The organism is Amycolatopsis sp. cmx-11-12, assembly GCF_046269425.1.
GTDB lineage: Bacteria > Actinomycetota > Actinomycetes > Mycobacteriales > Pseudonocardiaceae > Amycolatopsis.
Genome location: NZ_JADNQM010000005.1, coordinates 110,722 through 133,959 on the forward strand (window position 1 = coordinate 110,722; position 23,238 = coordinate 133,959).

The 23,238-nt window shown below is 70.1% G+C and carries 15 protein-coding genes and 2 tRNA genes; 9 read left to right on the top strand and 8 right to left on the bottom strand.

Translation table 11 applies throughout. The features are described 5' to 3' along the window. Positions 1–82: 82 nt before the first annotated feature. Positions 83–1,279, top strand: coding sequence for a helix-turn-helix domain-containing protein (locus tag ACLARN_RS08860; protein ID WP_409490821.1), 1,197 nt, complete (start codon positions 83–85; stop codon positions 1,277–1,279). On the opposite strand, the gene ACLARN_RS08865 is transcribed toward ACLARN_RS08860, so the two are convergent. From ACLARN_RS08865 to ACLARN_RS08875, 3 genes are read right to left on the bottom strand one after another with little or no spacing between them, the layout of a single operon-like run. Continuing rightward, positions 1,219–1,776, bottom strand: a complete 558-nt coding sequence (locus ACLARN_RS08865) for a GtrA family protein (protein WP_409490822.1) — start codon at positions 1,774–1,776, stop codon at positions 1,219–1,221. The two genes, ACLARN_RS08860 and ACLARN_RS08865, sit on opposite strands and share 61 nt — an antisense overlap. A gap of 7 nt (positions 1,777–1,783) precedes the next feature. Next, positions 1,784–2,998, bottom strand: coding sequence for a lipase family protein (locus ACLARN_RS08870; protein WP_409490823.1), 1,215 nt, complete (start codon positions 2,996–2,998; stop codon positions 1,784–1,786). A 28-nt stretch (positions 2,999–3,026) separates the two neighbouring features. Then, positions 3,027–3,596, bottom strand: a complete 570-nt coding sequence (locus ACLARN_RS08875) for a hypothetical protein (protein ID WP_409490824.1) — start codon at positions 3,594–3,596, stop codon at positions 3,027–3,029. A gap of 497 nt (positions 3,597–4,093) precedes the next feature. On the opposite strand from ACLARN_RS08875, the gene ACLARN_RS08880 reads away from it, so the two are divergent. The 7 genes from ACLARN_RS08880 to ACLARN_RS08910 all read left to right on the top strand — a co-directional run bounded on the left by ACLARN_RS08880 (position 4,094) and on the right by ACLARN_RS08910 (position 13,265). After that, positions 4,094–5,323 carry a DUF6801 domain-containing protein gene (locus tag ACLARN_RS08880; RefSeq protein WP_409490825.1) on the top strand — a complete coding sequence of 410 codons (1,230 nt, stop codon included), beginning with the start codon at positions 4,094–4,096 and terminating at the stop codon, positions 5,321–5,323. 63 nt (positions 5,324–5,386) lie between these two features. Then, complete coding sequence (locus ACLARN_RS08885) at positions 5,387–6,502, top strand: DUF6801 domain-containing protein (protein WP_409490826.1); 1,116 nt, start codon at positions 5,387–5,389, stop codon at positions 6,500–6,502. A gap of 460 nt (positions 6,503–6,962) precedes the next feature. Next, on the top strand, positions 6,963–9,209 hold the full coding sequence (locus ACLARN_RS08890; protein WP_409490827.1) for a heavy metal translocating P-type ATPase: 2,247 nt from the start codon (positions 6,963–6,965) through the stop codon (positions 9,207–9,209). Between the two features lie 46 nt (positions 9,210–9,255). After that, on the top strand, positions 9,256–11,139 hold the full coding sequence (locus ACLARN_RS08895) for a serine/threonine-protein kinase (RefSeq protein ID WP_409490828.1): 1,884 nt from the start codon (positions 9,256–9,258) through the stop codon (positions 11,137–11,139). Between the two features lie 9 nt (positions 11,140–11,148). Next, entirely contained in the window at positions 11,149–12,993 is a 1,845-nt protein-coding gene (locus ACLARN_RS08900) for a serine/threonine-protein kinase (RefSeq protein WP_409490829.1), read from the top strand. A 90-nt stretch (positions 12,994–13,083) separates the two neighbouring features. Then, positions 13,084–13,158, top strand: a tRNA-Val gene (locus ACLARN_RS08905). A 35-nt stretch (positions 13,159–13,193) separates the two neighbouring features. Next, positions 13,194–13,265 (top strand) — tRNA-Val (locus ACLARN_RS08910). 401 nt (positions 13,266–13,666) lie between these two features. Here ACLARN_RS08910 and ACLARN_RS08915 read toward each other — a convergent pair. Beyond that, positions 13,667–14,251, bottom strand: coding sequence for a TetR/AcrR family transcriptional regulator (locus ACLARN_RS08915; RefSeq protein WP_409490830.1), 585 nt, complete (start codon positions 14,249–14,251; stop codon positions 13,667–13,669). An 88-nt stretch (positions 14,252–14,339) separates the two neighbouring features. Here ACLARN_RS08915 and ACLARN_RS08920 point away from each other — a divergent pair, with 88 nt between their 5' ends. Next, positions 14,340–14,759, top strand: a complete 420-nt coding sequence (locus ACLARN_RS08920) for a VOC family protein (RefSeq protein ID WP_409490831.1) — start codon at positions 14,340–14,342, stop codon at positions 14,757–14,759. On the opposite strand, the gene ACLARN_RS08925 is transcribed toward ACLARN_RS08920, so the two are convergent. From ACLARN_RS08925 to ACLARN_RS08940, 4 genes are read right to left on the bottom strand one after another with little or no spacing between them, the layout of a single operon-like run. Continuing rightward, a complete protein-coding gene (locus tag ACLARN_RS08925; protein ID WP_409490832.1) occupies positions 14,734–16,224 on the bottom strand; it encodes an MFS transporter in 1,491 nt (496 codons plus the stop codon). The two genes, ACLARN_RS08920 and ACLARN_RS08925, sit on opposite strands and share 26 nt — an antisense overlap. Then, on the bottom strand, positions 16,221–20,417 hold the full coding sequence (locus tag ACLARN_RS08930) for a beta-ketoacyl synthase N-terminal-like domain-containing protein (protein WP_409490833.1): 4,197 nt from the start codon (positions 20,415–20,417) through the stop codon (positions 16,221–16,223). The genes ACLARN_RS08925 and ACLARN_RS08930 overlap by 4 nt, the downstream gene beginning before the upstream one ends. Further along, a complete protein-coding gene (locus ACLARN_RS08935) occupies positions 20,414–22,150 on the bottom strand; it encodes a fatty acyl-AMP ligase (protein WP_409490834.1) in 1,737 nt (578 codons plus the stop codon). The genes ACLARN_RS08930 and ACLARN_RS08935 overlap by 4 nt, the downstream gene beginning before the upstream one ends. A 37-nt stretch (positions 22,151–22,187) precedes the next feature. Continuing rightward, positions 22,188–22,847, bottom strand: a complete 660-nt coding sequence (locus tag ACLARN_RS08940; RefSeq protein WP_409490835.1) for a hypothetical protein — start codon at positions 22,845–22,847, stop codon at positions 22,188–22,190. Positions 22,848–23,238 lie beyond the last annotated feature (391 nt).

The window sequence follows — 23,238 nt, forward strand, 5'->3', positions numbered from 1 at the left end:
TTCGAGTGCGCCGGTGGCGCGCGGACGAAAGGGAATTGGTGCCCGTAATCGTCGGCCTACTTCACAACGGGGGATCCCACACGTGAGCTGGCAGCCCGTTGGTTCGCTGTGGGCACGCCTGCCGAGGGAACTCGGTGACGCCGTCCGGCCGCGGATCCCGGCGATCGCCCGGCACTGCGTCGACGGCGTGGTGTCCGAAATCGGCGAATGCGCCGAAGTGTTCAGTGACAGCGACGCCCGTGCCGCGGCCGTCGAGCTGACCAGGCGCAGCATCGAACGCGCCATCGACAGGGTCGGCGTCCCCGAACTGTTGCAGAACGACCTGCTGGCGGACTTCCGCGCGCAGGGCCGGATCGCGTTCCACCAAGGACTCAGTCGTGAGGCCGCACAGGCGGCGTTCCGGGTCTCGAGCCGGGTGTTGTGGCGTTCGATCGCCGCCGCCGGCCGCCAGCTCCAGCTGTCGGGCGATGTCCTCTACGGCGCGGCGGAATGCCTGTTCGGCGACGTCGTCGAGGTGACGATGGCGCTGACCGAGGGCTACAACGCGGCACAGGCCGAGGCCACCGGACCCGCGGAACAGCGGGCCCGGTTGTTCCGGCTGCTAACCGGTGGCGCGGGGTACTCCCAGGCCGACGCCGGCGCGCTCGCCGTCGCGATCGGCTGGCGGATCCCGCAGCGGATCACCGCGGTCGTCTTCAGCTCGGCACCCGGGGCACCCGCTTTTCCGGCTGGCCTGTTGCCCTCGGCGGTGCCCGCGGATCTGGTCTCCGACGCGCCGGGTGCGCTGGTGGCCTGCCCCGAAACCGACCTCGGCGGCCTGCGGGAACTGCCTTCCGGCTGGTCGGCGACGGTCGGGGTGTCCGTCCCGGTGGCACAGGCTGCCGAGTCCTTCCGGATCGCGCGCCGCGCGTCCGAGCTGGCACAGCGGGGGATGATCACCACGGTCGGCCCGGTGCTGTGGTGCGAGGAGCACATCACCACGTTGCTGTTGCTCGCGGACGAATTCCTGCTGGACCAGCTGGCCGGGGAGGCGCTGGAACCACTGTCGGGGCTGGCACCGCGGCAGCACGACGAGCTGGCGGCGACCCTGCTCACACAGGTGCAGACGCGGGGGAGTGCGCCCGAGATCGCCCGGCGGCTCGCCGTGCATCCGCAGACGGTGCGGGCCCGCCTGCGGCGGCTCACGGAGTTGTTCGGCGAGCGGCTGGAGGATCCGGATCAGCGGCTGCGGATCGAACTGGCGCTGCGGGCGGAACGGCTGCGGCCCGCCGACGTCTGAGTCTGTCGGGCTCCCGCCACTGGAAACACCCAGCGGCGGTAGCCCCACCAGCGGAAGGCCGAACCCGCCGCGGTGCCGAGCAGCATCCCGCTGACGAAGTCGGCGATCTCCTGTGCCAGGAAGCTGACCTCGGGGACCTCGAGACGCAGGACGTAGCGCGAGATCAGCGGCGGGCACAGGTTGATCGTCACGGCGATCGCGTTGACGGTGAAGAACAACGCCGCCTCGTGGAGACGGCGCCTGCCGCCGCGGGTGTGGAACGCCCAGCGCCGGGAAAGCAGGTACGCGAAGGCCGTCGCCACGACGGTCGCGATCGCCAGCGCCGTGACCGGTTTGGCTTGCAGGACGGTGAGTTTGAGCCCGTAGTTGGTCCCGAGGGTGAGGACGAACGCCGCGAGGCCGACGGTGGCGAACCGGAGCAGCTCACGCCGCTTCCCGGTCCGCGCACCGCCGGTCGCCACGTCGTCCACAAAGGACGCGGGGGCGGTTCTGAGCATCGCGGGCTCAGCAGTTCGACGTCGCGGGCGTGCCCGCGACCCGGTCCTTGAGGAAGGCGAGCACGTCGGCGTTCCCCGTGTAGACCGCCGTGATGTGATCGGTCTCGAAGGTCTTCCAGGTCGTCTTGACCCCAGCGGCGCAGTAGGCCTTGCGCAGCGTGTCGGCCTGGGTGAACTGCACGAGCTGGTCCTGAGTGGCGTGGTAGAGCAGCACCGGGACCTTGGGGGGTGTGCCGCCGAGCTTGTTCTCGTTGAGCCGCTTCACCCATTCCGGCCGCACGTAGCCGGCGCTGGTCGTGTAGTCGGCGATCCTCTGGTTCGCGTAGGTGGTGAGCAGCTCGAACGTGCACGCGCTCTTCTGCATCTCCGCCAGTTTCGCGCGGCCGTTGTCGCTGAGGAAGGAGTCCAGTTTCAGCTCGGGGTAGGCGTTGTCCAGGCCGACGAGGGCGTAGGCGAAGACACCGAAGCCCTGTTTCCCGTCGAGTTGCAGGGTGACCTGGACGAGGTCGGCGGGCACGCCGCCCGCCGCGACCCCGACGAGGTTCAGTTCCGGGGCGTACGCGGGTTGCAGTTCACCGGCCCAGACGGCCGCTCCGCCGCCCTGCGAGTAGCCGCGGAAGAGCACCTTGGCGTCGGCGGCCAGCTTCGCCTCCGGCAGGCGTTGCGCGGCGCGGACCGCGTCGATCAGCGCCGGGCCTTCCGAACGCCCGACCACGTAGGTCGTCTTCGGATCCTGGCGGTAACCCTCGTAGTCGGTCAGCGCGACGGCGTACCCGGCGTCGAGCGCGTCATCGAGACCGGACTGCTCGTAGAACGCGCCGATGTCGATCATCTTCGACGGTGCGCAGTCGAACGCCGGTCCCTGCGTACCGGCGCCGAACGAGACGATCGGCGCCTTCGCCGGGTCGACGTTCTTCGGCACCAGCACCGTCCCGGTCACCGCGTCCGGCCGCCCGAGGGCGTCCGTCGACAGGTACATGACCTGCCACGCGTTGACGGAATCCTTACGCGGCCCGGCTTTCGAGACACGCGAGCGGATGATGTCACCCGGCTTGCCCGCGGGGAGCGGGGACGGCGGGGTGTAGAACGAGTCGTCGGACGCCGCGGGAGCGGCGGAACTCGCCGGGCTCACGCTCAGCGCGGTCAGCACACCGGCGGACAGGACGATCGCCAGCGCGGCGGCGAGTGTCCGGCGGGATGGGCGGGGGAACGAGATCGGCACGGCCGGGCCTCCAGAGTGCGGGTCGGGTTCAGGCGTTGCCGTAGACCTGGCGGCAGGTCTGGGATTCGGCGAAGGCGAGGTCCAGTTCCGGGTTGGCGCGGAGGGGTTTGATCGGTCCCTCCGGCTCGCTCAGCCCGCTCATCGTGCTGTCGGCGTCGGCGATCACCTTGTCGAGACTCGCCTTGTCGGTGACCTTCGCGTCCTGCATCTTCGCCAGGGTGGCGGTCACCTTCGACTTGGTCTCGTCAAGTGTGGTGGTGGCTTTGTCCACAGCGGACTGTCCATCCGGGACCGGCGGCACGCCGGCGTTGCGAATGCCGCCCGCCATGTCGTCGAGCGCCACGGTGAGCGAGTTCAGGAAGCCCACCATCGCGGACTTCGCGCCCTGCGGGTTGCCGGGGTCGAACGCGGGCGGCTGGGCCAGCTTCGCCGAACCGGCCGCCACTCCGGAGCACACCTTGTCCACCCAGGCGAGCGCGGCGGGGTCGGCGTGCCTGCCGGAGTCGGCGGGTTCGTCGGACCCGCAGGCGGTCAGCAGGATTGCCGCGGCGGACGCGGAGAGGGTGGCGAACGCGATTCGCGCTGCCGTGCGGCGCATTCTCTTCATGGTTTCCCCGTCGAATTCGGCGAAAGAGGGCCGGCCGCGGCACGACGCGCGGAAATCCGCGGTGGTCGGCGATGACCGGCATGCTGAACCGCGAGGTTACTCACGAAAGATTCCCGCAGGCAAGCAGATCGGCGCGGCAGGGAAGTGAGAAAAAGGCGATTGGCACGTACGAGATAATTTCGCGAGGTGTGGTTGTCACCCGCGTCAGCGGTTCCGCAGGTCGCCTCTGGTGGCTCTGTGCTGGGGAAACCCATGTACCGTTACTAGGAAACGGACAGTCGCACCGTGCCAGCGTGACAATTTACCGGCGACGCGTCAACTTTTCCCGGTAAGCCCTTGATAGCAGTGCTCCCGCCTCGTTAGTTTACTGTTCGGTTGCGATCCGTCAGACATCGTCGCTACCCGGAGAATTCTCTCGGGCCGATATTCATTGCTCTGGGGAATTGTACGCCGTTTCGTATCATCGTTGATACCACGGAAGGACGATCGTGAGTCACCGTAGAGGAACCAAGAAGGCGGTCGCCGTCGCCGCTGCCGGTGCCGTGGGGCTTGCCACCGCGGTACTCGTGGTCGGCGCACAGGCCAGTGTCGCCGAACCGATTTCGCTCTCGCTCAACTACCACTGCGATTACCCGCTCGTGGGCTCCCAGGCGCTGAAGGTGGTGATCAACACCGATCTCCCGTTGTCGGTCAAGACCGGTCAGCCGACCGGCGCGTTCGACATCAAGGCGATCTCCACGATCAACGCGGAGACCGTCAGCGGGCTCAACCTGATCAGCGCGACGACGCTGGAAGGCCAGGCGGTCGCCGCGGCGACCGTGGCCGCCCCCGGGATGAACCTGCCGGTCAAGGTGCCGAACGAGCTGACCAAGACGAACATCCCGCCCTCCGGCGAGATGGTCATCAACGCGGCGGGCAAGACGCCCTCGCTGACCTTCAACACGCCCGGCGAAGCCAAGATCACCGTGAATGACCTGCAGCTGAAGGTCACTCCGCGCAAGGCCGACGGCTCCGTCACGGAGATCACCCCGGACGGCACGATCGACGCTCCGTGCAAGCAGGACCCGGGTCAGAACAACGTCCTGGCCACGATCAAGATCGGCGATGGTCCCACCCCCACCGGGACGACCACCACCACTCCGCCGAGCTCCACCACCACCCCGCCGAGCTCCACCACGACCCCGCCGACCACTACGACCACCCCCGGTGGTGGCGGGATCAAGTACGCGTTCGGCATCAAGGGTAAGACCGACCTGAAGGCGCTCGGCAGCACCGCGCCGATCAGCGGTGGTTTCGACGCGGATGTGGACCTCGCGTCGAAGAAGTTCACCGGCGACCTCAAGCTCGACCCGTCGAAGACCGACTTCAAGCTCTTCGGGTTCGTGCAGGGCAGCTCGGACATCATCGTCGAGCAGGTCGGCAAGCAGTCCGGTGAGCTCATCGGCACCGGGTTCAAGGCGAACGTCAAGTTCAACGTGTTCCTGCCGAAGGTGCAGGTGTTCGGGTTCCCGATCAGCAACGACCCGAAGTGCGGGACGGTCAGCCCGTCGACAAGCGAGATGACCACGGCACCGGACTTCAACCTGCTCAAGGGCGGGAAGCTGACCGGTACCTACGCGCTGTCGGGCCTGCAGAACTGTGGCTCGTTCAACGACATGATCAGCATGTTCACCAAGAGCGAGGGCAACACCCTCGATCTGGACCTCACCAAGAAGTAGTCAGGTAGCCGGTCCCCGTCGCCTCCCGCGACGGGGACCGGTGCCGTTTCCGGGAAGGCGACCATGCCCCTACGCATCAACGTCCGGATGCTGCTCGCGGCGGGCCTCATCGTCCTGCTCACCGCCGGCGGCCTGCTGTTCGTCGCCGTCCGCGGCGCGGCGGCGGGCACCCCCGTCGACAAGAAACTGTCGTTCACCTGCCCGTTCCCGCTGATCGGGTTGCAGAAGCTCGACGTGAACATCAAGGCCGACTTCGAGGTGCCGACAGCACCCGGCGGCAAGCTCAGCACCTCCGGGCTGACGATCACCGTGAACGTGCCGGACAAGGCGACACGCGGACTGAACCTCGTCGGCGCCAGCACCATCGAAGGCACCGCGGCGGCGGGCGTGACGCTGGTCAACGGCGACGCGAACCCCTTCCCGGTGCGCATTCCGCTGAACGTCGCCAAGACCGACCTCCCGCCGTCCGGCTCGTTCAGCACGGTGGCGACCGGCTCCGTGCCCACGGTGACACTGGCGAAACCGGGCAAGACCACCCTGACCGTCGGTGACTTCACCACCCGCCTGACCCCGAAGAAGGCCGACGGCTCGTTCACCGGGATCGGTTCGTTCACCTCGGACTGCGTGCTCGACCCCGGCCAGGACGCTGTCCTGCTCTCCTTCGACCTCGGCTCGACGCCGACGGGGCGCCAGTACTCGGTCGCCGGGAAGACCGGCGTCAAGGCACTGGGCGCGACCGCGCCGCTGACCGGTGGGTTCGACCTGAGCGCCACGTCGGCCACGGTCTTCACCGGTGGTCCGGTGTTCGACAAGGCGCATACCGACTTCCGGCTGTTCGGCTTCCTGCCGGGCACGGCCGATCTCGAGTTCGTCGCCGAAGGACCGCAAGGTGGCGACCTCGCCGGGACGGGTTTCGTCGCCAGGCCGCGGTTCACCACCGTCCTCCCGCTCGTCACGCTGATCGGCATGCCGGTCAGCACCGGGCCGGGCTGCAAGACGTCGGCCCCGTCCACGGCGGAACTGCGGACCGGGGACGGCTTCACCCTGGCGGCGGGCGGCAAACTCACCGGCACCTACTCGCTGGCGCCGCTGACCGGCTGCGGCGCGTTCACCTCGGCCCTGAGCACGTTCGTGCAAGGCGAGGGCAACACGTTCGATCTCGTGCTGACACCTCGCTAGTCACGCGAGATCTCCGTCCAATCACGCGAGATACGCCTCTGATCACGCGAGATCGCCGTTCAAGCACGCGAGATCGCCGCGAGGGGGCGCCGACCCTGGCTTTCCTGCGGCGTGAAGGGGACTTTCCCCGCATGGCATGCGGGGAAAGTCCCCTTCACGCACCCAGAACACCGCGGATCCGCGAATCTGACGGCCCGCGTCGCAGTATGGACGGTTCAGACGTCACGTACGGTGACTGGCCCCGTTGCCAGGACCTCGCCGTCGGGACGGAGGGCGCGACTCGCGTGCTTGAACTCCGCACACGCGAGATCGCCGTTGCGGACACCTGTTCTCACCACCATCGCAGTAGTCGGGCCGGAGGCGGGCCCGGTTCCCGGCGGCGGTAATCTGCCTCGCGACACCTCGGGACACCTGTTCCACCACCAAGGAACCACTGGTGAATCCCTGGGAGTGCCACGAAATGACGATTTCCGCGCCGGAGGCCGCCGTCCGCACGGTGGAACTGACCGTGTCGGGGATGACCTGCGCCGCTTGTTCGGCGCGGGTGGAGCGCACGCTGAACAAAATGGACGGTGTCCGCGCGTCGGTGAACTACGCGACCGAGCGCGCCACCGTGCAGGTTCCCGAAGCGCTGGCCGACGACGTCCTCATCGAGCGGGTCCGCAAATCCGGCTACACGGCGGAGATCCGCGGGGAAGAGGATCCGGACACCGGCTTCGCACGGGTCCGCGATCTCCGGCGGCGGCTGGTCGTCGCCGCTCTGCTGGCGATCCCGTTGGGGAACCTCTCGATCACCCTCGCCCTGGTGCCGCGACTGCGATTCCCCGGCTGGGAACTGCTGTGCCTCGTACTGGCCGTTCCCGTGGTGTTCTGGTCCGCGCTGCCGTTCCACCGCGCCACGCTGCGGAATCTCCGGCATCGTTCGTCCAGTATGGACACACTGGTGTCGCTGGGGGTGCTCTCGTCGTTCGCGTGGTCGGCGTGGTCCGCTTTCGCCGGTGGCGCCGAACCCGGGTACTGGATCGGTTTCGGCCCGACGGCGGCCGGGGCGGACGCGATCTACCTCGACGTCGCCGCGGGCGTGACCACCTTCCTGCTGGCGGGCCGGTACTTCGAAAGCCGGTCCCGGCGTAGCGCCGCCGGGTTGCTGGCGGCGCTGGACGCCTTGGCGGCCAAGGACGTCCGGGTGCTGCGCGACGGAGCCGAGCGGATGGTCCCGATCGGCGAACTGGCCGCCGGGGACCTGTTCGTGGTGAAACCGGGGGAGTCGATCGCCGCCGACGGCGTCGTCCACGGTGGACTGTCCACTGTGGACGTCAGCGCGGTGACCGGCGAACCGGTTCCCGCGGAGGTCGGCGAAGGGGACCGGCTCATCGGCGCCTCGGTGAACCGGGACGGCAGGCTGGTCGTGCGGGCGACCGCGGTCGGTGCGCACACCCAGCTGGCCCAGATGACCGCGCTGGCGGAACGCGCGCAGGCCCGCAAGGCCGCGGTGCAACGCCTGGTCGACCGGATCTGCGCGGTGTTCGTCCCCGCCGTGCTCGGCGTGGCCGTGCTGACGCTCGCGGTGTGGCTTCTCGCCGGGACACCCGCTCGCGAGGGTTTCGCGGCGGCCGTCGCCGTCCTGATCATCGCCTGCCCGTGCGCGCTCGGGCTGGCCACGCCCACCGCGCTCATGGCAGGCGTCGGCCGCGGTGCTCAGCTGGGCATTCTCATCAAGGGACCGGACGCGCTCGAAGCGAGCCGCACGGTGGACACCGTGGTGCTGGACAAGACCGGCACCGTCACCACGGGGAAGATGACCGTCACCGCGTGCCGTCCCGCCGACGGGTTCACCCTCCCTGAGGTGCTGCGGTTCGCCGGGGCCGTCGAGGCCGGTTCGGAACACGCCATCGCGGCCGCCGTGGTGACCGCGGCGAGGGCCGAGCTGCCGGATCTGCCCCCGGTCGAGGGATTCGGCGCGTTGCCGGGGCTCGGCGCAAAGGGCGAGGTCGAGGGGCACGAGGTCCTCGTCGTCAACGCGCGGCTTTTCGGCGATCGGGAGATCGACATCTCGGACGAGGTGGCGGACAAGCTGGCCGACGCCGAACGAGACGGCGCGACGGCGATCCTCGTCGCGGTGGACGGCCGGGTCGCCGGGCATCTGGTGATCCGGGACGTCGTGAAGCCGTCGGCGAAGGCCGCGGTCGAAGCCCTGCACGCGCTCGGACTCCGGACCGTGCTGCTGACCGGCGACAACGAGGCCGCCGCCAGGCTGGTCGCGGACGAGATCGGCGTCTCCGACGTCCGCGCCGGCGTCCTGCCAGCCGAGAAGGCCGAGGTCATCGAGGAACTGCGGGCCGGGGGAGCACGGGTCGCGATGGTCGGCGACGGGATCAACGACGGCCCGGCACTGGCCACCGCGGATCTCGGCATGGCGATGGCGCGGGGCAGCGACATCGCGCTGCGCTCGGCCGACATCGTGCTGGTCCGGGAAGACCTGCGGGTGGTCCCCGACGCCATCCGGCTCGCCGATCGCACCCTGCGCATCATCAGGGGGAACCTGGCCTGGGCGTTCGGCTACAACGTCGCCGCGATCCCGCTGGCCGCGCTGGGGCTGCTGAACCCGCTGATCGCCGGGGCGGCGATGTCACTGTCGTCCGTGCTCGTCGTGTCCAACAGTCTCCGGCTCAAGGACTTCGGCCGGGCGGACCGACGCGCTGCGTGACACTTCCGGGTGGTTTTGTACCATCGCCCCGGACAAGGGGGCCTTCGTGAAGCCGTTGAACACCGGCGAACCCACCGGCGTGGGGCGCTACCGGGTGTTCGCCGCGCTCGGAGAGGGCGGGATGGGCCGGGTGCTGCTCGGGATCTCCTCCGACGGGCGCCTGGTCGCGATCAAGCAGGTCCACCCGGGATTCGCGCACGATCCCGGCTTCCGTGAGCGGTTCCGCCGCGAGGTCGAGACGTCGCGTCTGGTCTCCGGCGCGTACACCGCCCCGGTCATGGACGCGGATCCGAACGCGCCGACCCCGTGGCTGGCCTCGGTGTTCGTGCCGGGACCGTCGTTGTCCGAGGCGGTGACCGCGGACGGGCCGCTGCCGCCGATGGCGGTCCGGCATCTCGCCGCGGGGCTCGCGCTGGCGCTGGGCGACATCCACCGCGCCGGGCTGATCCACCGGGACCTGAAGCCGAGCAACGTCATCCTCACCGGTGACGGCCCCCGGGTGATCGACTTCGGGATCGCCCGCGCCGTCGAAGGCGACTCGGAGCTCACGCACACCGGCGCGATCATCGGCTCGCCCGGGTTCATGTCGCCGGAGCAGGCCGAGGGCAAACCGCTGACTCCGGCGAGCGACATGTTCTCGTTCGGCGCGCTGCTGGTGATGGCCGCGACCGGGACGAATCCCTTCACCGGAACGTCCACTCCGCACACTCTGTACAACGTCGTGCACGTCCAGCCCGACCTGCGGCACCTTCCGCCGGAGCTCCGGCAGATCGTCGAGCCGTGCCTGGCGAAGAACCCGGCGGACCGGCCGTCCCCGGCCTGGGTGCTGGAGCGGCTCGGTCCGATCCCGCCGACGACCAGCCCGTGGCCGCCGGTGGTGCCGCACCTCATCGAGGCACAGCAGGCCGAGGTCCGGCGGCTGCTGAACCCGCCTCTGCCGAAGCGGTCCCGGCGGGGCCTATACGCGGGACTCGCCGCGGCCGCCGTCGTACTGCTGGCCGGTGGCGTCATCACGGCGATCTCGTTGAACAAGGAGGATCCGCCTCCGGCCGTGGCCGCGCCGAGTTCACCGCAGCTGCCGGACGAACCGGTCGCCACCCCGGTCAACCAGGATCCGCTCGGCCCGGACAATCTGCGCCGGGTGAATCTGTGCAAGGTGCTCAACGGGCGCGACGTGCCAGGGTTCGGCAAGCTGAGCACGGAGATCGACATCCATTTCGACTCGTGCACGTACTCCTCGCCCGCGGGCAAGTGGCTGGATCTGAAGGTCGGTGGCGACCTGATCGAAGGTGAAGCGGGTGGCGAGCTGGAGGGGCTTCCTCTGCGCGTCAAGGGGTCCGACGACTCGTGTGCGGTCGCGGTCCCCGTCACCGGGCTGCCGAACACGAAACTCAGCACCGAGGTGAACGCGATGTCCACAAAGGACGAGGCATGCTCGGTCGTGAAGGCGGCGCTCACCGACGCGGTCAAACGGATCCGGGCCGGTGGCCAAGATCGCGAGCTTCCAGCGGGCACGCTCGCGCCGCTGGACCCGTGCGCGCTGGTCGGCCCCGCGACCACGGACCGGCTGATCGGGCCGGTGATCGAAACGGTTCGCGAGCATCTGCACCAATGCTGGTACGACGCGGCGGGCAGTGTCCGGGTGAGCCTCGTGCGCGCCTACCCGCCACAGCAGACGAAGGACTCGTACTACACGGGTTCCGCCACCCTGGATCTCGGCGGTACCAAGGTGTACCTGGCGAAGAAGGACGACGGCGTCGCTCGCTCCAGCTGTTCGCTGACCTGGCAGCACCGGTCCGTCAGCGACCGTGACGGGGAGAACGTCGAGCTGGCCGTCGGCACCAGCGGGACGAAGATGACCGCCGACGAGGCGTGCGAGAAGGCCAAGGGCTTCGCCGAGGCACTGTTGCCGAAACTTCCGAAACCCTAGGGCTGGCCAGTGAAACCGTTGAACCCCGCCGAACCCCGGCAGATCGGCCCGTACCGGATCATCGCCGAGATCGGCGAAGGCGGCATGGGCCGGGTCGTGCTGGGCCTCGCGCCGGACGGCAGGCTCGTCGCGGTCAAGCAGTTGCACGCCCAGTTCGCTCACGATCCGCGCTTCCGTGAACGGTTCCGGCGTGAGGTCGCCACCTCACGTCTGGTGTCCGGCGCCTACACCGCCGCGGTCATGGACGCCGACGCGGAGGCGGAAACTCCGTGGCTCGCGTCGGTCTTCGTCACCGGACCGTCCTTGAAGGAAGCAGTGGACGCGACCGGACCGCTACCCGCCGAGTCGGTGCGCCTGCTGGCGTCCGGGCTCGCGGCCGCGCTGACCGAGATCCACCGCGCCGGTCTGATCCACCGGGACCTCAAGCCCAGCAACATCATCCTGACGAGTGACGGGCCCAGGGTGATCGACTTCGGCATCGCGCGAGTGGCGGAGGAGGTGCAGGACCTCACCGGAACGGGCGCGATCATCGGGTCACCCGCGTTCATGTCGCCGGAGCAGGCGGGTAGCGGGCAGGTCACCGGGGCGAGCGACGTGTTCTCCCTCGGCGCGATCCTGGTCATGGCCGCGACCGGACGCGGTCCCTTCACCGGCCCGACCGCACCGCAGACGCTGTATAACGTCGTTCACGCCGCCGCGGACTTCGCCGATGCCCCGGCGGAGATCCGGCAGCTCGCCGAGCCGTGCCTGGCCAAAGACCCCGCACGGAGGCCGACCCCGGAACAGATCCTCGACTTCCTCGGTCCGGTGCCACCGGCTGCCGCTCCCTGGCCGCCCGCCGTGCACGCCCGGATCCAGCAGCAGGACGCCGAGGTACGGTCGGTGCTGGCCCTGCCGCTGCCGATCTGGCGGCCGCCGACGAAGAAGATGGCGCCACGGACGAAGAAGATCCTGTTCGGCGCGCTCGCCGGGGTCGTCCTGCTCGTCGTCGCGGGAATCGTCGCGCTCAGCCTCTCCATCGCCGACTACGCCAAACCCCAGGACCCCGGAGCGACGTCGCTGGCGGCGTCCGAGGCGCTCAGCCCGGACCGGCTGCGCCTCGCCGATCCGTGCAAGGTGCTCGCCGGCCGGTTCGTGCAGGAGTTCGGCACCCTGAAGCCGGAAACGGATCCGATCTACCCGGCGCGCTGCAAGTACACCGGCCTCGACGACGTCTCCTTCGAGGTCAAGCTCGGCGAAGGTGTGACCACCAGCAGCCTCGAGCGGACCGACCGGGCCGCCGAGGGCCTTCCGTTGCTGCGCAGCACGATCAGCGGCGGATGCGACTCGGTGGTCCAGCTTCCGGCGGATCGACGGCTCGGCGTGATCGTCTCCCACCCGAGCCGGGACGGTGACCCCTGCAAGGCCGCCGCCGACCTGCTGACCGCGGCTCTCACCCGGCTGCGCACGCACGAGGTCGACCGCGCCGGTGACCCGGCGAGCCTGCTCCCGCTCGACCCGTGCGCGGTCGCCGATCAGGCGGTGCTCGGCAAGAACATGCCCAACACGCAACCCGTTCCGCGGACGCTGCGGATCTGCGAGTGGCAGGGCGGCGGGGACATGCTGACCGTCGAGTTGCAGCGGGGCGCCTACGCGCCCGAAGGGTCGCCTGTCGACCTCGGCAATGGCGTCACCGGCGACATCCGGGAATTCGGGGACTCGAACTGCGTCGTGACCTGGCGGCACCGCCCGCTGACCGACCGCGAGGTCGAGCACGTCGCCGTCCGGCTGCTCGCCCGGGAGGGGAGCGGGAGTTCCTGCGACCGGACCAAGGCGATCGCGGGCTCGGTCGCTTCGCGGCTGCCGAAACCCTGACCTGCCTGGGTTTCGATCGAGAAGGGGAACCCCTGTGCGGGCCCGGAAACGGGTCCGCTAAGCTAGCTCCCGTACGAACAACTTCATCACGCGCGTTTAGCTCAGCGGGAGAGCGCTTCCCTGACACGGAAGAGGTCACTGGTTCAATCCCAGTATCGCGCACCAGGTTCACTTCCCCGGTGAACCGGAGTTCGTACCGCGGGCGATTAGCTCAGGGGGAGAGCGCTTCGTTCACACCGAAGAGGTCACTGGTTCGATCCCAGTATCGCCCACAGCAAGCAAGGCCCCGTCTTTCGAGACGGGGCCTTTTGCGTTGCGCGGGTGTGGGTTTCTGTGTCTGGAGGGACGAAAGTGTCTTAGGTACCTACTGGGTTCGGGGTGTGGTTGGTCGCGGGTTCGGTCCGTGAAGGCCGCGTCGCGACTGCCGGGTGGCTGTGTCGCGAAAGCCACTTTCGGGACATCAGGTGTCGCGAAAGTGGCTTTCGCGACACCTGGGGTGGCGGCCGTGCTCAACACCTGAGTCACCCGTCGGCCGGGTAGGTCGTGAGTGGCAGGACGGATAGGGCCGACCGTGTCTTAGGTACGTACTGCTGGTGTTCGGGTGGCGGTTTCGCGTGTCTGGATGGACAACACGCGTGACTGGGCGGAGAACACGCGGCGAATCCGACCCTGGTCAGCGCAGGGACTCGAGCATCGGCGTGAGCGTGTCCATCGTCGCGGAGAGGTCGGACTTCGGGTCGGGGGAGTGGGCGAGCCAGACGGCGGCCTCGTTCATCGCACCGGAAAGCAGGCGTACCAACGGTTCCACCGGTCGCTTCGCCAGGACGCCGTCGGTCATCAGTCCGGTCAGCGCTTCGGCGAGGTGCCGGGCGGAGGACTCGTCGTCGAGTTCTCGCCAGTCTTGCCAGCCCAGGACGGATGGGCCGTCCAGCAGCATGATCTGCTGGATCTCCGGATCGGTCGCCGCGGCGAGGAAGGCGCGGCAGCCCGCTAGCAGTCCCGTCCACGGGTCCGGCGCGGAATCCGCGGCCTGCGCGACCTGCTCGCCGACGTCGTGTTGCACGGTGGAGAGGACGTGCCGGAACAGGTCCGCTTTGCTGCTGAAGTGGTGGTAGAGCGCGCCTTTGCTCACGCCCGCGGTCTGGGCGATGGTCTCCAGTCCGACGTTGCCGTAGCCGTGCTCGGCGAACAGACGGCGTGCGGTGGCGGTCAACGCCTCCATTGTCTCTTCGCGCTGCTGCTGTTTCGTGCGGGCCATGCCCGAATCTTGACATACCGACCGTCGGTTGGCTAACTTCGAAGAAACAAACCGACGGTCGGTATTGTTACTGAGACTAGGTGGCGTCATGCGACTGACCAGCTTCTATCCCGTCCTCATGACCGAGCGGCTCACCGAGACGCGCGACTTCTACTGCGGTCACTTCGGCTTCGAGCTCACCTTCGAGGCCGATTGGTACGTCAGCCTCAAGCGCGGCGAGTGGGAGCTCGCGATCCTCGCGCCGGGCCACGGCACCATCCCCGGCGGGTTCGGCAGACCGGTCCAGGGGCTGTTGCTGAACTTCGAGGTCGACGACGTCGACGCCGAGCACCGGCGGCTGGTCGTCGAGGCGGGCCTGACCGAGGCGCTTTCCTTGCGCAGCGAGGAGTTCGGGCAGCGGCACTTCATCGTCGCCGACCCCAACGGCGTGCTGATCGACGTGATCCAGCAGATCCCGCCGACCGGCGAGTACGCCGAGCAGTTCACCGACGAGGCGCGCCCGCGCTGACGAGCACGGCCAGGACGAACAGTCCACAAGCGACGGCCGCGGACACCTGGAGTCCGGTGGTGCAAGCGGCTCGCGCGGCTTCGAGCAACTCGTCGGCTAAACGCGGCGTGAGGCCCGAGGCGGCGGTTTCCGCTTGCGCCGGCCCGGACAGGGCGAGTCGCCGTGCCGGTTCGGAAACGCCGGACGGGACGGCCAGGTGTCCCGCGTACACGGCGGCCGCCAGTGACCCGAACACGGTCGTCCCGAAACCCGCGCCCAGTTCGTAGCCGGTCTTCTCCACCGCCGCGGCGCCCCCGGCCTGGTCCGCGGACGTCGCCGAAAGCAGGGTGTCGGTGCTCGAAGTGAGCGCGAGTGCCATGCCCAGTCCCAATCCCGCCAGCCCGGCCCCGAGCACCACCGGTGACGTCAGCGCGGCCGAGCCAGCCGCCGGGACCAGCAGCGACACCGCCGCGACGGCGAATCCGGCCGTCCGGACGCGGGCGTTGCCGAACCGCTCCAGCAGCGAAGGCGTCACGACGCTGCCGACGGCCGACGCGCCGAGCACCAGGAGCAGCCGGGCGGCGGCAGCTGTCGGGGAGAGGCCGAGCACCACTTGCAGGTACTGGGCGAACAGCAGGCCGAGGCCGACGAGAGTGCTCATCACCAGCAGTACCCCACCGACGGCGGCACGTACTCCGGGAAGGCGGAACAACGTGAGGTCGAGCAACGGCGGATCGGTCCGGCGCTGACGGCGCAGGAACAGTCCGATGAGGACACAGCCGGTCACGCCCGAAGCGACGGCTGGGAGCCAGGAACCCGGCTGGCCGACGGCGAACGCGATGCCGAGGACACCGCCCGCCGCGAGACCCGCGCTGAGCGCGTCCCACGGTCGCCGTCCCGGCGGGTTCCGGGGCAGCCACCGCAACGCGAGCACCACCGCGGCCAGGATCACCGGCGGATTCAGCAGGAACGTGGCGCGCCAGCCCCACGTTTCGACGAGCACCCCGCCGAGGATCGGCCCGAACACCGAGCCGGTGCCCGCGATCCCACTGCACACCGCGATCGCCGTGCGGCGACGCCGCTGCTCCGGGAACAGTTCCCGGAGCAGCGACATCGTCACCGGCATGATCATCGCGCCGCCCACCCCGAGCACCGCGCGGAAGCCCAGCAGCACCGGGACGTTCGGCGCGAACGCGCACCCGAGCGACGCGATCCCGAACACGACGTACCCGGTGACCAGCACACGTCGCCGTCCGTACCGGTCGCCGAGGGTGCCGAAAGGCAGCAGCAGTGGCGCGGCGGTCAGCGGGTAGATCGCCACGATCCACACCTGCGCCACCGCACCGGGCCGCAGGTCGCGGACGAGGTCGGGCAACGCGACGTGTAGGACGGTCGCGTCGACCGCCACGAGGAAGAGCCCGGCGCCGAGCACCGCCAGCAGCGGCCAGGCGCGGTCGACCGCTCGCTCGGCCCGGGCCGTGGTCACAGGAGTCCCGCCAGATGCCTCGCCACGACGTCGACGTGCGGCGGGTCGACGACCGACAGGTGATGGGCTTCGATCGGCACGATCTCCAGGCCGGGGCACAGGTCCGCCCAACCCGCCGCGAGATCCGTGCGGGAATAACGCGGTTCCATCGCCAGTCCGGCCGCGTACTGCTCGACAGCCCGGTACAGCACGACCCGGCCGTCGTAGCGGCGGGGCGTACCGCGTTCGGCCGCCAGCGTGTCCAAAAAGGACTGACGCTGGTGTCGGAGCACACCGGGACTGAGCAAACCCGCCTCGGCGACCCGCCGCATGGTCAGCTCGATCTGCTCCTCTTCGGGCAGTGGCGCGAGTTCCTCATGTCCTAATTGGACTTCGCGGCCGTAGGTCCCTTCGACGTAGCCGGTGAACCGCAGGAATCGCCGGGCGGACGACGCCCGCGGATCGAGGTCCGGCTCCGGCAGCGGGAGCATGGTGTCGATCAGCGCGACGAACTCGACCTCCTCGCCTTCCTCCGCGAGCCGCGCGGCGACGCCGTAGGCCAGCGCTCCGCCGAACGACCAGCCCGCCAGCCGGTACGGCCGGTCGCGACGGTGCGCCCGCACCAGCGGCAGCAGTTGTTCGACACGTTCCTCGATACTGACACCGGGAACGCGTTCGAAGCCGATGCACGGCACCGAGGTGGGCAGCCGGTCCAGCAGCGGCCGGTAGACGGTGCACGTGCTGCCGCCGGGGTGGAACAGCAGCAGCGGCGCGACCCCGTCCTCGCCGGACGCCAGGACGTGTACGGGTCCCTGTTCCTCCCGCGTGTCGAGGACGGCACGGGCGACATCGGCGATGGCCGCGAGCGAATCGTGCCGCCGGAGTTCGGCGGCGTCGACCGGGGTGGCGAGTTCGGTGCTGAGCCCCTCGGCGAGCAGTTCGGCCAGCCGATCCGGGGTACCGGTCTCGGTCAGTCGGACATGCGTGCCACCCGCGTCGGACCCGGTGTGCTCCTGCCACAGGCGCAGCACCAGCCGGTCCGCCGCGTCCCAGGCACGACCCCGGGCGGGAAGCGGATCCTCGTCCTCGCGCGGCGCGAGATCGCGGCTGAGGTCGGCGAGCGTGGCGCCCCGGAGCACACTGGCGGCGTCGGGTTCGGTGCCGAACTCCCGGCGGACGGCCTCCCGGATCCGGTTCGCCATCAGGGAATCCAGCCCGAGTTCGACGAGTGGGACGTCCGCGTCGATGCGGTCGGCGCGCAAGCCCATGACGGCCGCGACGATCTCGGTCAGCCGGTTCCCGCCGGTGCTCCGGACAGGTTCGGGTTCGGTCGTGCGCGTCGCGAACGACGGCGGCTCCTCGGTGGAGGTGTACCAGTGCCGCTCGTGCCGCCACGGCATCGGCGGGACGTCGACGAGGCGGGCGCCGTCATCCGGATCGGCGGGGGTGATCCGCGTTCCCGCGCAGTAGAGTTCGGCCGCTGCGGCGCCCAGCGCGCGGACCTCGTCCTGGCCCCGGCGCAGGGTTCCGGTGACGACGGCGTCGTGAATGCCCTCGGCCGCGAGCGTCCGCGCCACCGATCCCCGCAGGATCGGATGCGGTGAGACCTCGACGAAGACGCGGTGCCCGTCCGCGGCGGCTGCCGCCACGGCCTGCCGGAACCGCACCGGACGGCGCAGATGCGCGGCCCAGTACCCGGCGTCGAAGTCCGGCGGATCCGTCGGATCGGTCGAAACCGTGTCGTACCAAGGCACCGTCGGACGGCGTCCGCCCAGTTCGGCGAGCGCCTCCCGGAGCGCGGGAAGGACGGGGTCGACGCGAGCGGAGTGCCCGGCGACCTCGACCGGCAGCCGTCGCGCGGTGAGCCCGGCGGCCTCGAGTTCCGCGACGAGCAGGTCGAGGACGGTCGCGTCCCCGGCCACGGTCAACTGACCCGGCGCGGATTCGACGGCGAGTTCGATATCGGGGTACAGCTCGAGTTCCTCCGGCGCCAGTTCCACCGCCGCCATCGCTCCTCCCGGACCGATCGTGCCCAGGAGCCGGGCACGGGTCGCGACCAGGTGGACGGCCTCGTCGGGGGTGAGCACGCCGCTCACCACAGCGGCGGCCGCGGAACCCAGTGAGTGCCCGATGACGGCCGACGGCCGCACTCCGAGCGCCTCCCACTGCGCGGCCAGCGCGATCTGCGTCCCGAAGATCGCCGCCTGGGTTTCGGGCAAGGGCAACGGATCCCCGGTGGTGAGCAGGGAACGCAGCGAGCGGCCGGTGTGTTCGGTGAACAGATCACCGAGTTTGTCGACCTGTGCGGCGAACGCGGGCTCGGCGGCCAGCAAGCCGAGACCCATGCCAGGCCACTGGGAGCCGTGACCGGAGAACACGAACACTGGCCCGTCGGTGGTCCGGGAGGTTCCGACGGCCGCGCCCGCGGGCAGCGGATCGGCGCCGGAGCCGACGGCACGCAGCAGCACCGCCAGTTCCGCGGTGTCCCCGGCGACGACGGCGGCGCGATGCGGCCCGCCGTTGTCCCGCCGGAACAGCGTGTGCGTGACGTCGGCGAGAGAGAGCGGTGACGTGGATTCCAGCCAGTTCGCCAGTTGCGTCGCCCGTTCGGTGAGACGGTCGCGGGTGCGGGCCGACAGCAGTCCGATCCGGACGTCCGCGCGGTCCGGCGCCGGTTCCAGCACCGGGGCCTGTTCGAGGACGACGTGCGCGTTGGTCCCGCCGAAGCCGAACGCGGACACTCCGGCCGTGGCGCGGCCGGACCGGCGCGGCCAAGGCGTCGGTTCGGTCACCACCTTCAGGCGCAGGTCGTCGAACGGGATGTGCGGGTTGGGCGCGGCGAAGTGCAGCTGGGGCGGCAGTTCGTCGTGGGTCATCGCGAGCACGACCTTGATCAGCCCGGCGATCCCGGCGGCCGCCTCCGCGTGCGCGATGTTCGTCTTCACCGAACCGATCAGCAACGGGGCGTCGGCCGGCCGGTCCTTGCCGAGGACGGCGCCGAGCGAGCGGGCCTCGATCGGGTCGCCGAGCAGGGTGCCGGTGCCGTGCGCCTCGACGTAGTCCACAGTGGACGGATCGAGCCGGGCGCCGTGGTACGCCGTGCGCAGCATGTCCTGCTGGGCGACGGGATTCGGCGCCGCCAGGCCTTGGGATCGGCCGTCGGAGTTGACCGCGGTGGAGCGGATCACCGCGAGCACCCGGTCGCCGTCGTACTCCGCGTCCGCCAGTCGCTTGAGCACGATGACGCCGCAGCCTTCCGCACGCGCGATGCCGTCGGCGCCCGCGGCGAACGTCTTGCAGCGACCGTCCTCGGCGAGCAGGCCCGCCGCCGCGAACGCGGCCGTCGGTCCGGGCAGCAGCATGAGGTTCACCCCGCCGGCCAGTGCGAGATCGGCCTCGCCGTCGCGCAGCGCGCGCACCGCGTGGTGCACCGCGACCAGCGACGAGGAGCAGGCGGTGTCCACCGCCATACTCGGCCCGCGCAGGTCGTAGATGTAGGACAGTCGATTGGCCGAGATGCTCCCGGCCGCGCCGGTGGCCGTCCACAGGTCCACCTCGCCGCCCGCCATCGTGAGGTGCCCGTAGTCGTGGGTGGAGATCCCGGTGAACACGCCGGTCCGGCTGCCGCGCAGGGAAACCGGGGCGATCCCGGCGTGCTCCAGTGCAGCCCAGGCGACCTCCAGGAGCATCCGCTGCTGTGGGTCCATTGTGGACGCCTCGCGCGGGGTTATGCCGAAGTGATCGGCGTCGAAACCGGCGACGTCGTCCAGGAATCCGCCGACGATCGGGGCCGCGGCCGCGGTCCACCGTCCGGGTGGCGCGGTCCGGACGGCGTCCCGCCCGCTGCTCAGCAGGTCCCAGAACTCTTCGAGACCGTTCGCGCCCGGCCAGCGGCAGCCGAGGCCGACGACGGCGATCGGATCGGTCCGGCGACGGTCCGTGCCGGTCACCTCCGGTTCCGGTTCGGTGCCGCCGGTGAGGGAGCGGGCGAGGTGGTCGAGGGTCGGGCTTTCCCACAGCAGGGTCGCCGGGAGCGGCGTGCCGAGCAGGTCTTCGAGATCCGCGGCGATGCCGACGGCCTGACGGGAGGACAGGCCGTAGTCACTGAGCGGACGGTCGGTTTCGAGCCGGGCGGCGTCCACGCCGATGTGCTCGGCGACGGTATCGAGCAGCCAGCGGCGCAGTGCGGGGGTGTCGAGCGTCGGGTTTCTCATCGCACCAGGGCCTTTCCGTAGTCGCCTGCGAGGTAACGGTCGCGGCAGGCGCTGCGCGCGATCTTGCCGCTGGAGGTGCGCGGGACCAGTCCCGCCGGGACGAGCACGACGTCACGCAGGGAAAGGCCGTGCGCGTCGGAGACGAGCCGCCGGATCGAGGCGGCGAGGGCTCGTTCGTCCTCGGTGGTCAGTTCACTGTGGCCGCGGTGTTCGGCGACGATGACCGCGGCTTCGGTGTCGGTGCCTTCGACTGCGAACGAGGCGACACTGCCGGGGCGGATGTCGTGATCGGCCGAGGCGGCGGTCGCTTCGACGTCCTGCGGATAGTGGTTGCGACCGTCGACGATGAGCAGGTCCTTGATGCGGCCGGCGATGTAGACCTCGCCGTCGTACCGGACGCCGAGGTCGCCGGTACGGAGCCAGGGCCACTCGGGGAGTCCCGGGTGATCACCGGTCAGCCGGGCGCCGAAGGTCTCGGTGCTCTCCAAGGGTTTCTGCCAGTAGCCGGTGCCGACGTTGGGACCGTGGACCCAGATTTCGCCGACCGAGCCGTCTTCCAGCGCGACACCGGTTTCCGGGTCGACCAGCGCGACGTGCTGGCCGACGGGGACACCGCAGGCGACGAGCTTGAGGCCGTCGTCGGCCTGCCGCGCGACGCCAGCCCCGAGCGCGGCGCGGTCGAACGTGGTGACCCGCGGCGGCACGCCGGGTCCGGTCGTGACGAAGACGGTCGCCTCGGCGAGGCCGTAGGCGGGCCGGGTCTTGTCCGGCGTGTACCCGGAATCGGCGAACGCGGCGTGGAACCGGTCCAGTACGCCGGGGTTGATCGGTTCGGCGCCGTTGACGATCGCGGCGACGCGGTCGAGGCGGAGCCGGGCGCGGTCCTCTTCGCGCACCCGGGTCGCGCTGTAGTGGAAGGCGAAGTTCGGCGCGGCACTCCAGCTTCCCTTGTGGTCGCTCAGCAACTCCAGCCAGCGGACCGGGCGTTCGATGAAGGCGAGCGGATCCATCAGCACGGACCGCATGCCCATCGCCAGCGGCGTGATCAGGCCGAGCACGAGACCCATGTCGTGGAACAGCGGCAGCCACGACACGGTGCTGCCAGCCGGGTCGATGCCGAGCCCGTGCACGGCCTGCCTGACGTTGGCCAGCACGTTCTCGTGGGTCAGCACCACGCCGGCCGGGGTGCGGGTCGAACCGGACGTGTACTGGAGGTAGGCCACGTCCTCCGGCGCCGCGGCCGGGGCCGGCCACGCGGGGCCTTCGGCGGGCTGGTCGACCGCGACGACGGCGACGTGTTCGCCGCCGGGCAGTCCGACGAGGAACTCGCGGACCGCGTCCTCGGCCGCGGCGGTGGTGACCACGGCGGCAGGGGAGCAGTCGGTCAGCACCGCGGCGAGCCGTCCGGCGTGCCCCGGCAGTCCGGGGTCGAACAGCGGCACGGCGATCGCGCCCGCGGTGATCGCGCCGAGGAAACCGACGACGTAGTCCGCGCTCTGCGGGCATAGCACGGCCACCCGGTCACCAGGCCGGACGGAGAGTGCCCCCGCGACGCCGTCGACGCGGTCCTGGAGTTGCCGCCAAGTCAGGGTCTTCCGCCGCCCGGCGCGATCGGTCGCGAAGTCGGCGAAGGTCAGCGCGGGCCGATCGCCGTCGGTGTCCGCCCAATGCCGGAGGCAGGCGGGGAGGGTGGTGCCGGCCGTGGCGGGCAGGTTTTCAGGGGCCAGGGACATGGCGTCTCCTCGGGGTTCGGCAAGGTTGGTGCGGGGTTCAGCGGCCGAGCGGTCCGGCGGCGTGCTGCCAGGCGGCGACGGCGAGGGCGTCGAGATCGAGGCCGGTGGTTCCGGCGTCACGAAGCACGACCAGCACGTCGTCGGCGGCGATGGCGACGGTGCGCAGGCGCAGTCCTGGCAGCTCGGGGGGCTGTCCGGGTAGCGTCAGGAGTTGTTGGTACGAAAGGGTTTTCGCGCCCTGGACGGCGGGCGCGGGGTGGACGGTGACGGTCGACACCGCGGTACCGGCCGCGTCGTCGACCGTCACCTTCGAGCACTGCACGGCCTGCGCGGCCCACGCCGTCAGGTCGGGCGGGTTCGTCGTACGCGCTACGAGTTCGGAGACCTGCCCGCCGGGCACGGCGGACTGGAAACCCTGACCGGTGGCGGTGGAGCCGACCAGCCTGCCGTGGACGACGTCTTCGCAGCCTCCGACGTCGATCCGGCTCTCCTCACGGTCCGAGGTGGACAGCGCCGTGCCCAGGTCGAAACCGTCGCGCGCGGACGCCTTCGGCACGGTCTCCGGCGGCAGGAGGGCGGCAGGCGGAACGGCGGGCGGAGGCGGCGCCGCGGCCGCCTGAATCGATTCTCCGGGCAGGCCGGAAATGGTCGCCACCGCGGCGGCGGAGACGACGAGCGCGCGAATTCGGGCAGCCATGAATAGCCCTTTCGGAAGGGTCCTGATGGGGTCGCGGTCCCTTCGGTGGGACGCAGGCGCCAGGGTCGCGTCAGCGGACGCCGAACCTGGGCGGCACGACGAAGGCTACGGCGGGAAATCGAATACCGGAAGGTATCAAGAGAACGTAAATGTCCTTCGTGTACTGGGTGTGACCTGCGACTTCCGAGCTTTCCGCAGGTGCGTGCGCCAGTTTGGTACCACCGTGCCAGTGTCGCTCACCGTCCGTGAGCGCTGGGTCACCCTGATGGGGGAGGTGGACGCATTTCTTGTTTCCCTGGCATTCACATTGTCCTCCCGGAATGTGGGCAGGACAATTGCTCGGAGGGGGCTCTTCCGCTTAACGTGTCGGCACCTCCGGATTTCTTTTGCG

Bases quoted from the DNA above. Each gene is read 5' to 3' on its own strand.
- ACLARN_RS08865 (WP_409490822.1), bottom strand. From the start codon at position 1,776: ATGCTCAGAACCGCCCCCGCGTCCTTTGTGGACGACGTGGCGACCGGC.
- ACLARN_RS08875 (WP_409490824.1), bottom strand. From the start codon at position 3,596: ATGCGCCGCACGGCAGCGCGAATCGCGTTCGCCACCCTCTCCGCGTCC.
- ACLARN_RS08885 (WP_409490826.1), top strand. From the start codon at position 5,387: ATGCCCCTACGCATCAACGTCCGGATGCTGCTCGCGGCGGGCCTCATC.
- ACLARN_RS08890 (WP_409490827.1), top strand. From the start codon at position 6,963: ATGACGATTTCCGCGCCGGAGGCCGCCGTCCGCACGGTGGAACTGACC.
- ACLARN_RS08915 (WP_409490830.1), bottom strand. From the start codon at position 14,251: ATGGCCCGCACGAAACAGCAGCAGCGCGAAGAGACAATGGAGGCGTTG.
- ACLARN_RS08920 (WP_409490831.1), top strand. From the start codon at position 14,340: ATGCGACTGACCAGCTTCTATCCCGTCCTCATGACCGAGCGGCTCACC.
- ACLARN_RS08930 (WP_409490833.1), bottom strand. From the start codon at position 20,417: ATGAGAAACCCGACGCTCGACACCCCCGCACTGCGCCGCTGGCTGCTC.
- ACLARN_RS08935 (WP_409490834.1), bottom strand. From the start codon at position 22,150: ATGTCCCTGGCCCCTGAAAACCTGCCCGCCACGGCCGGCACCACCCTC.
- ACLARN_RS08940 (WP_409490835.1), bottom strand. From the start codon at position 22,847: ATGGCTGCCCGAATTCGCGCGCTCGTCGTCTCCGCCGCCGCGGTGGCG.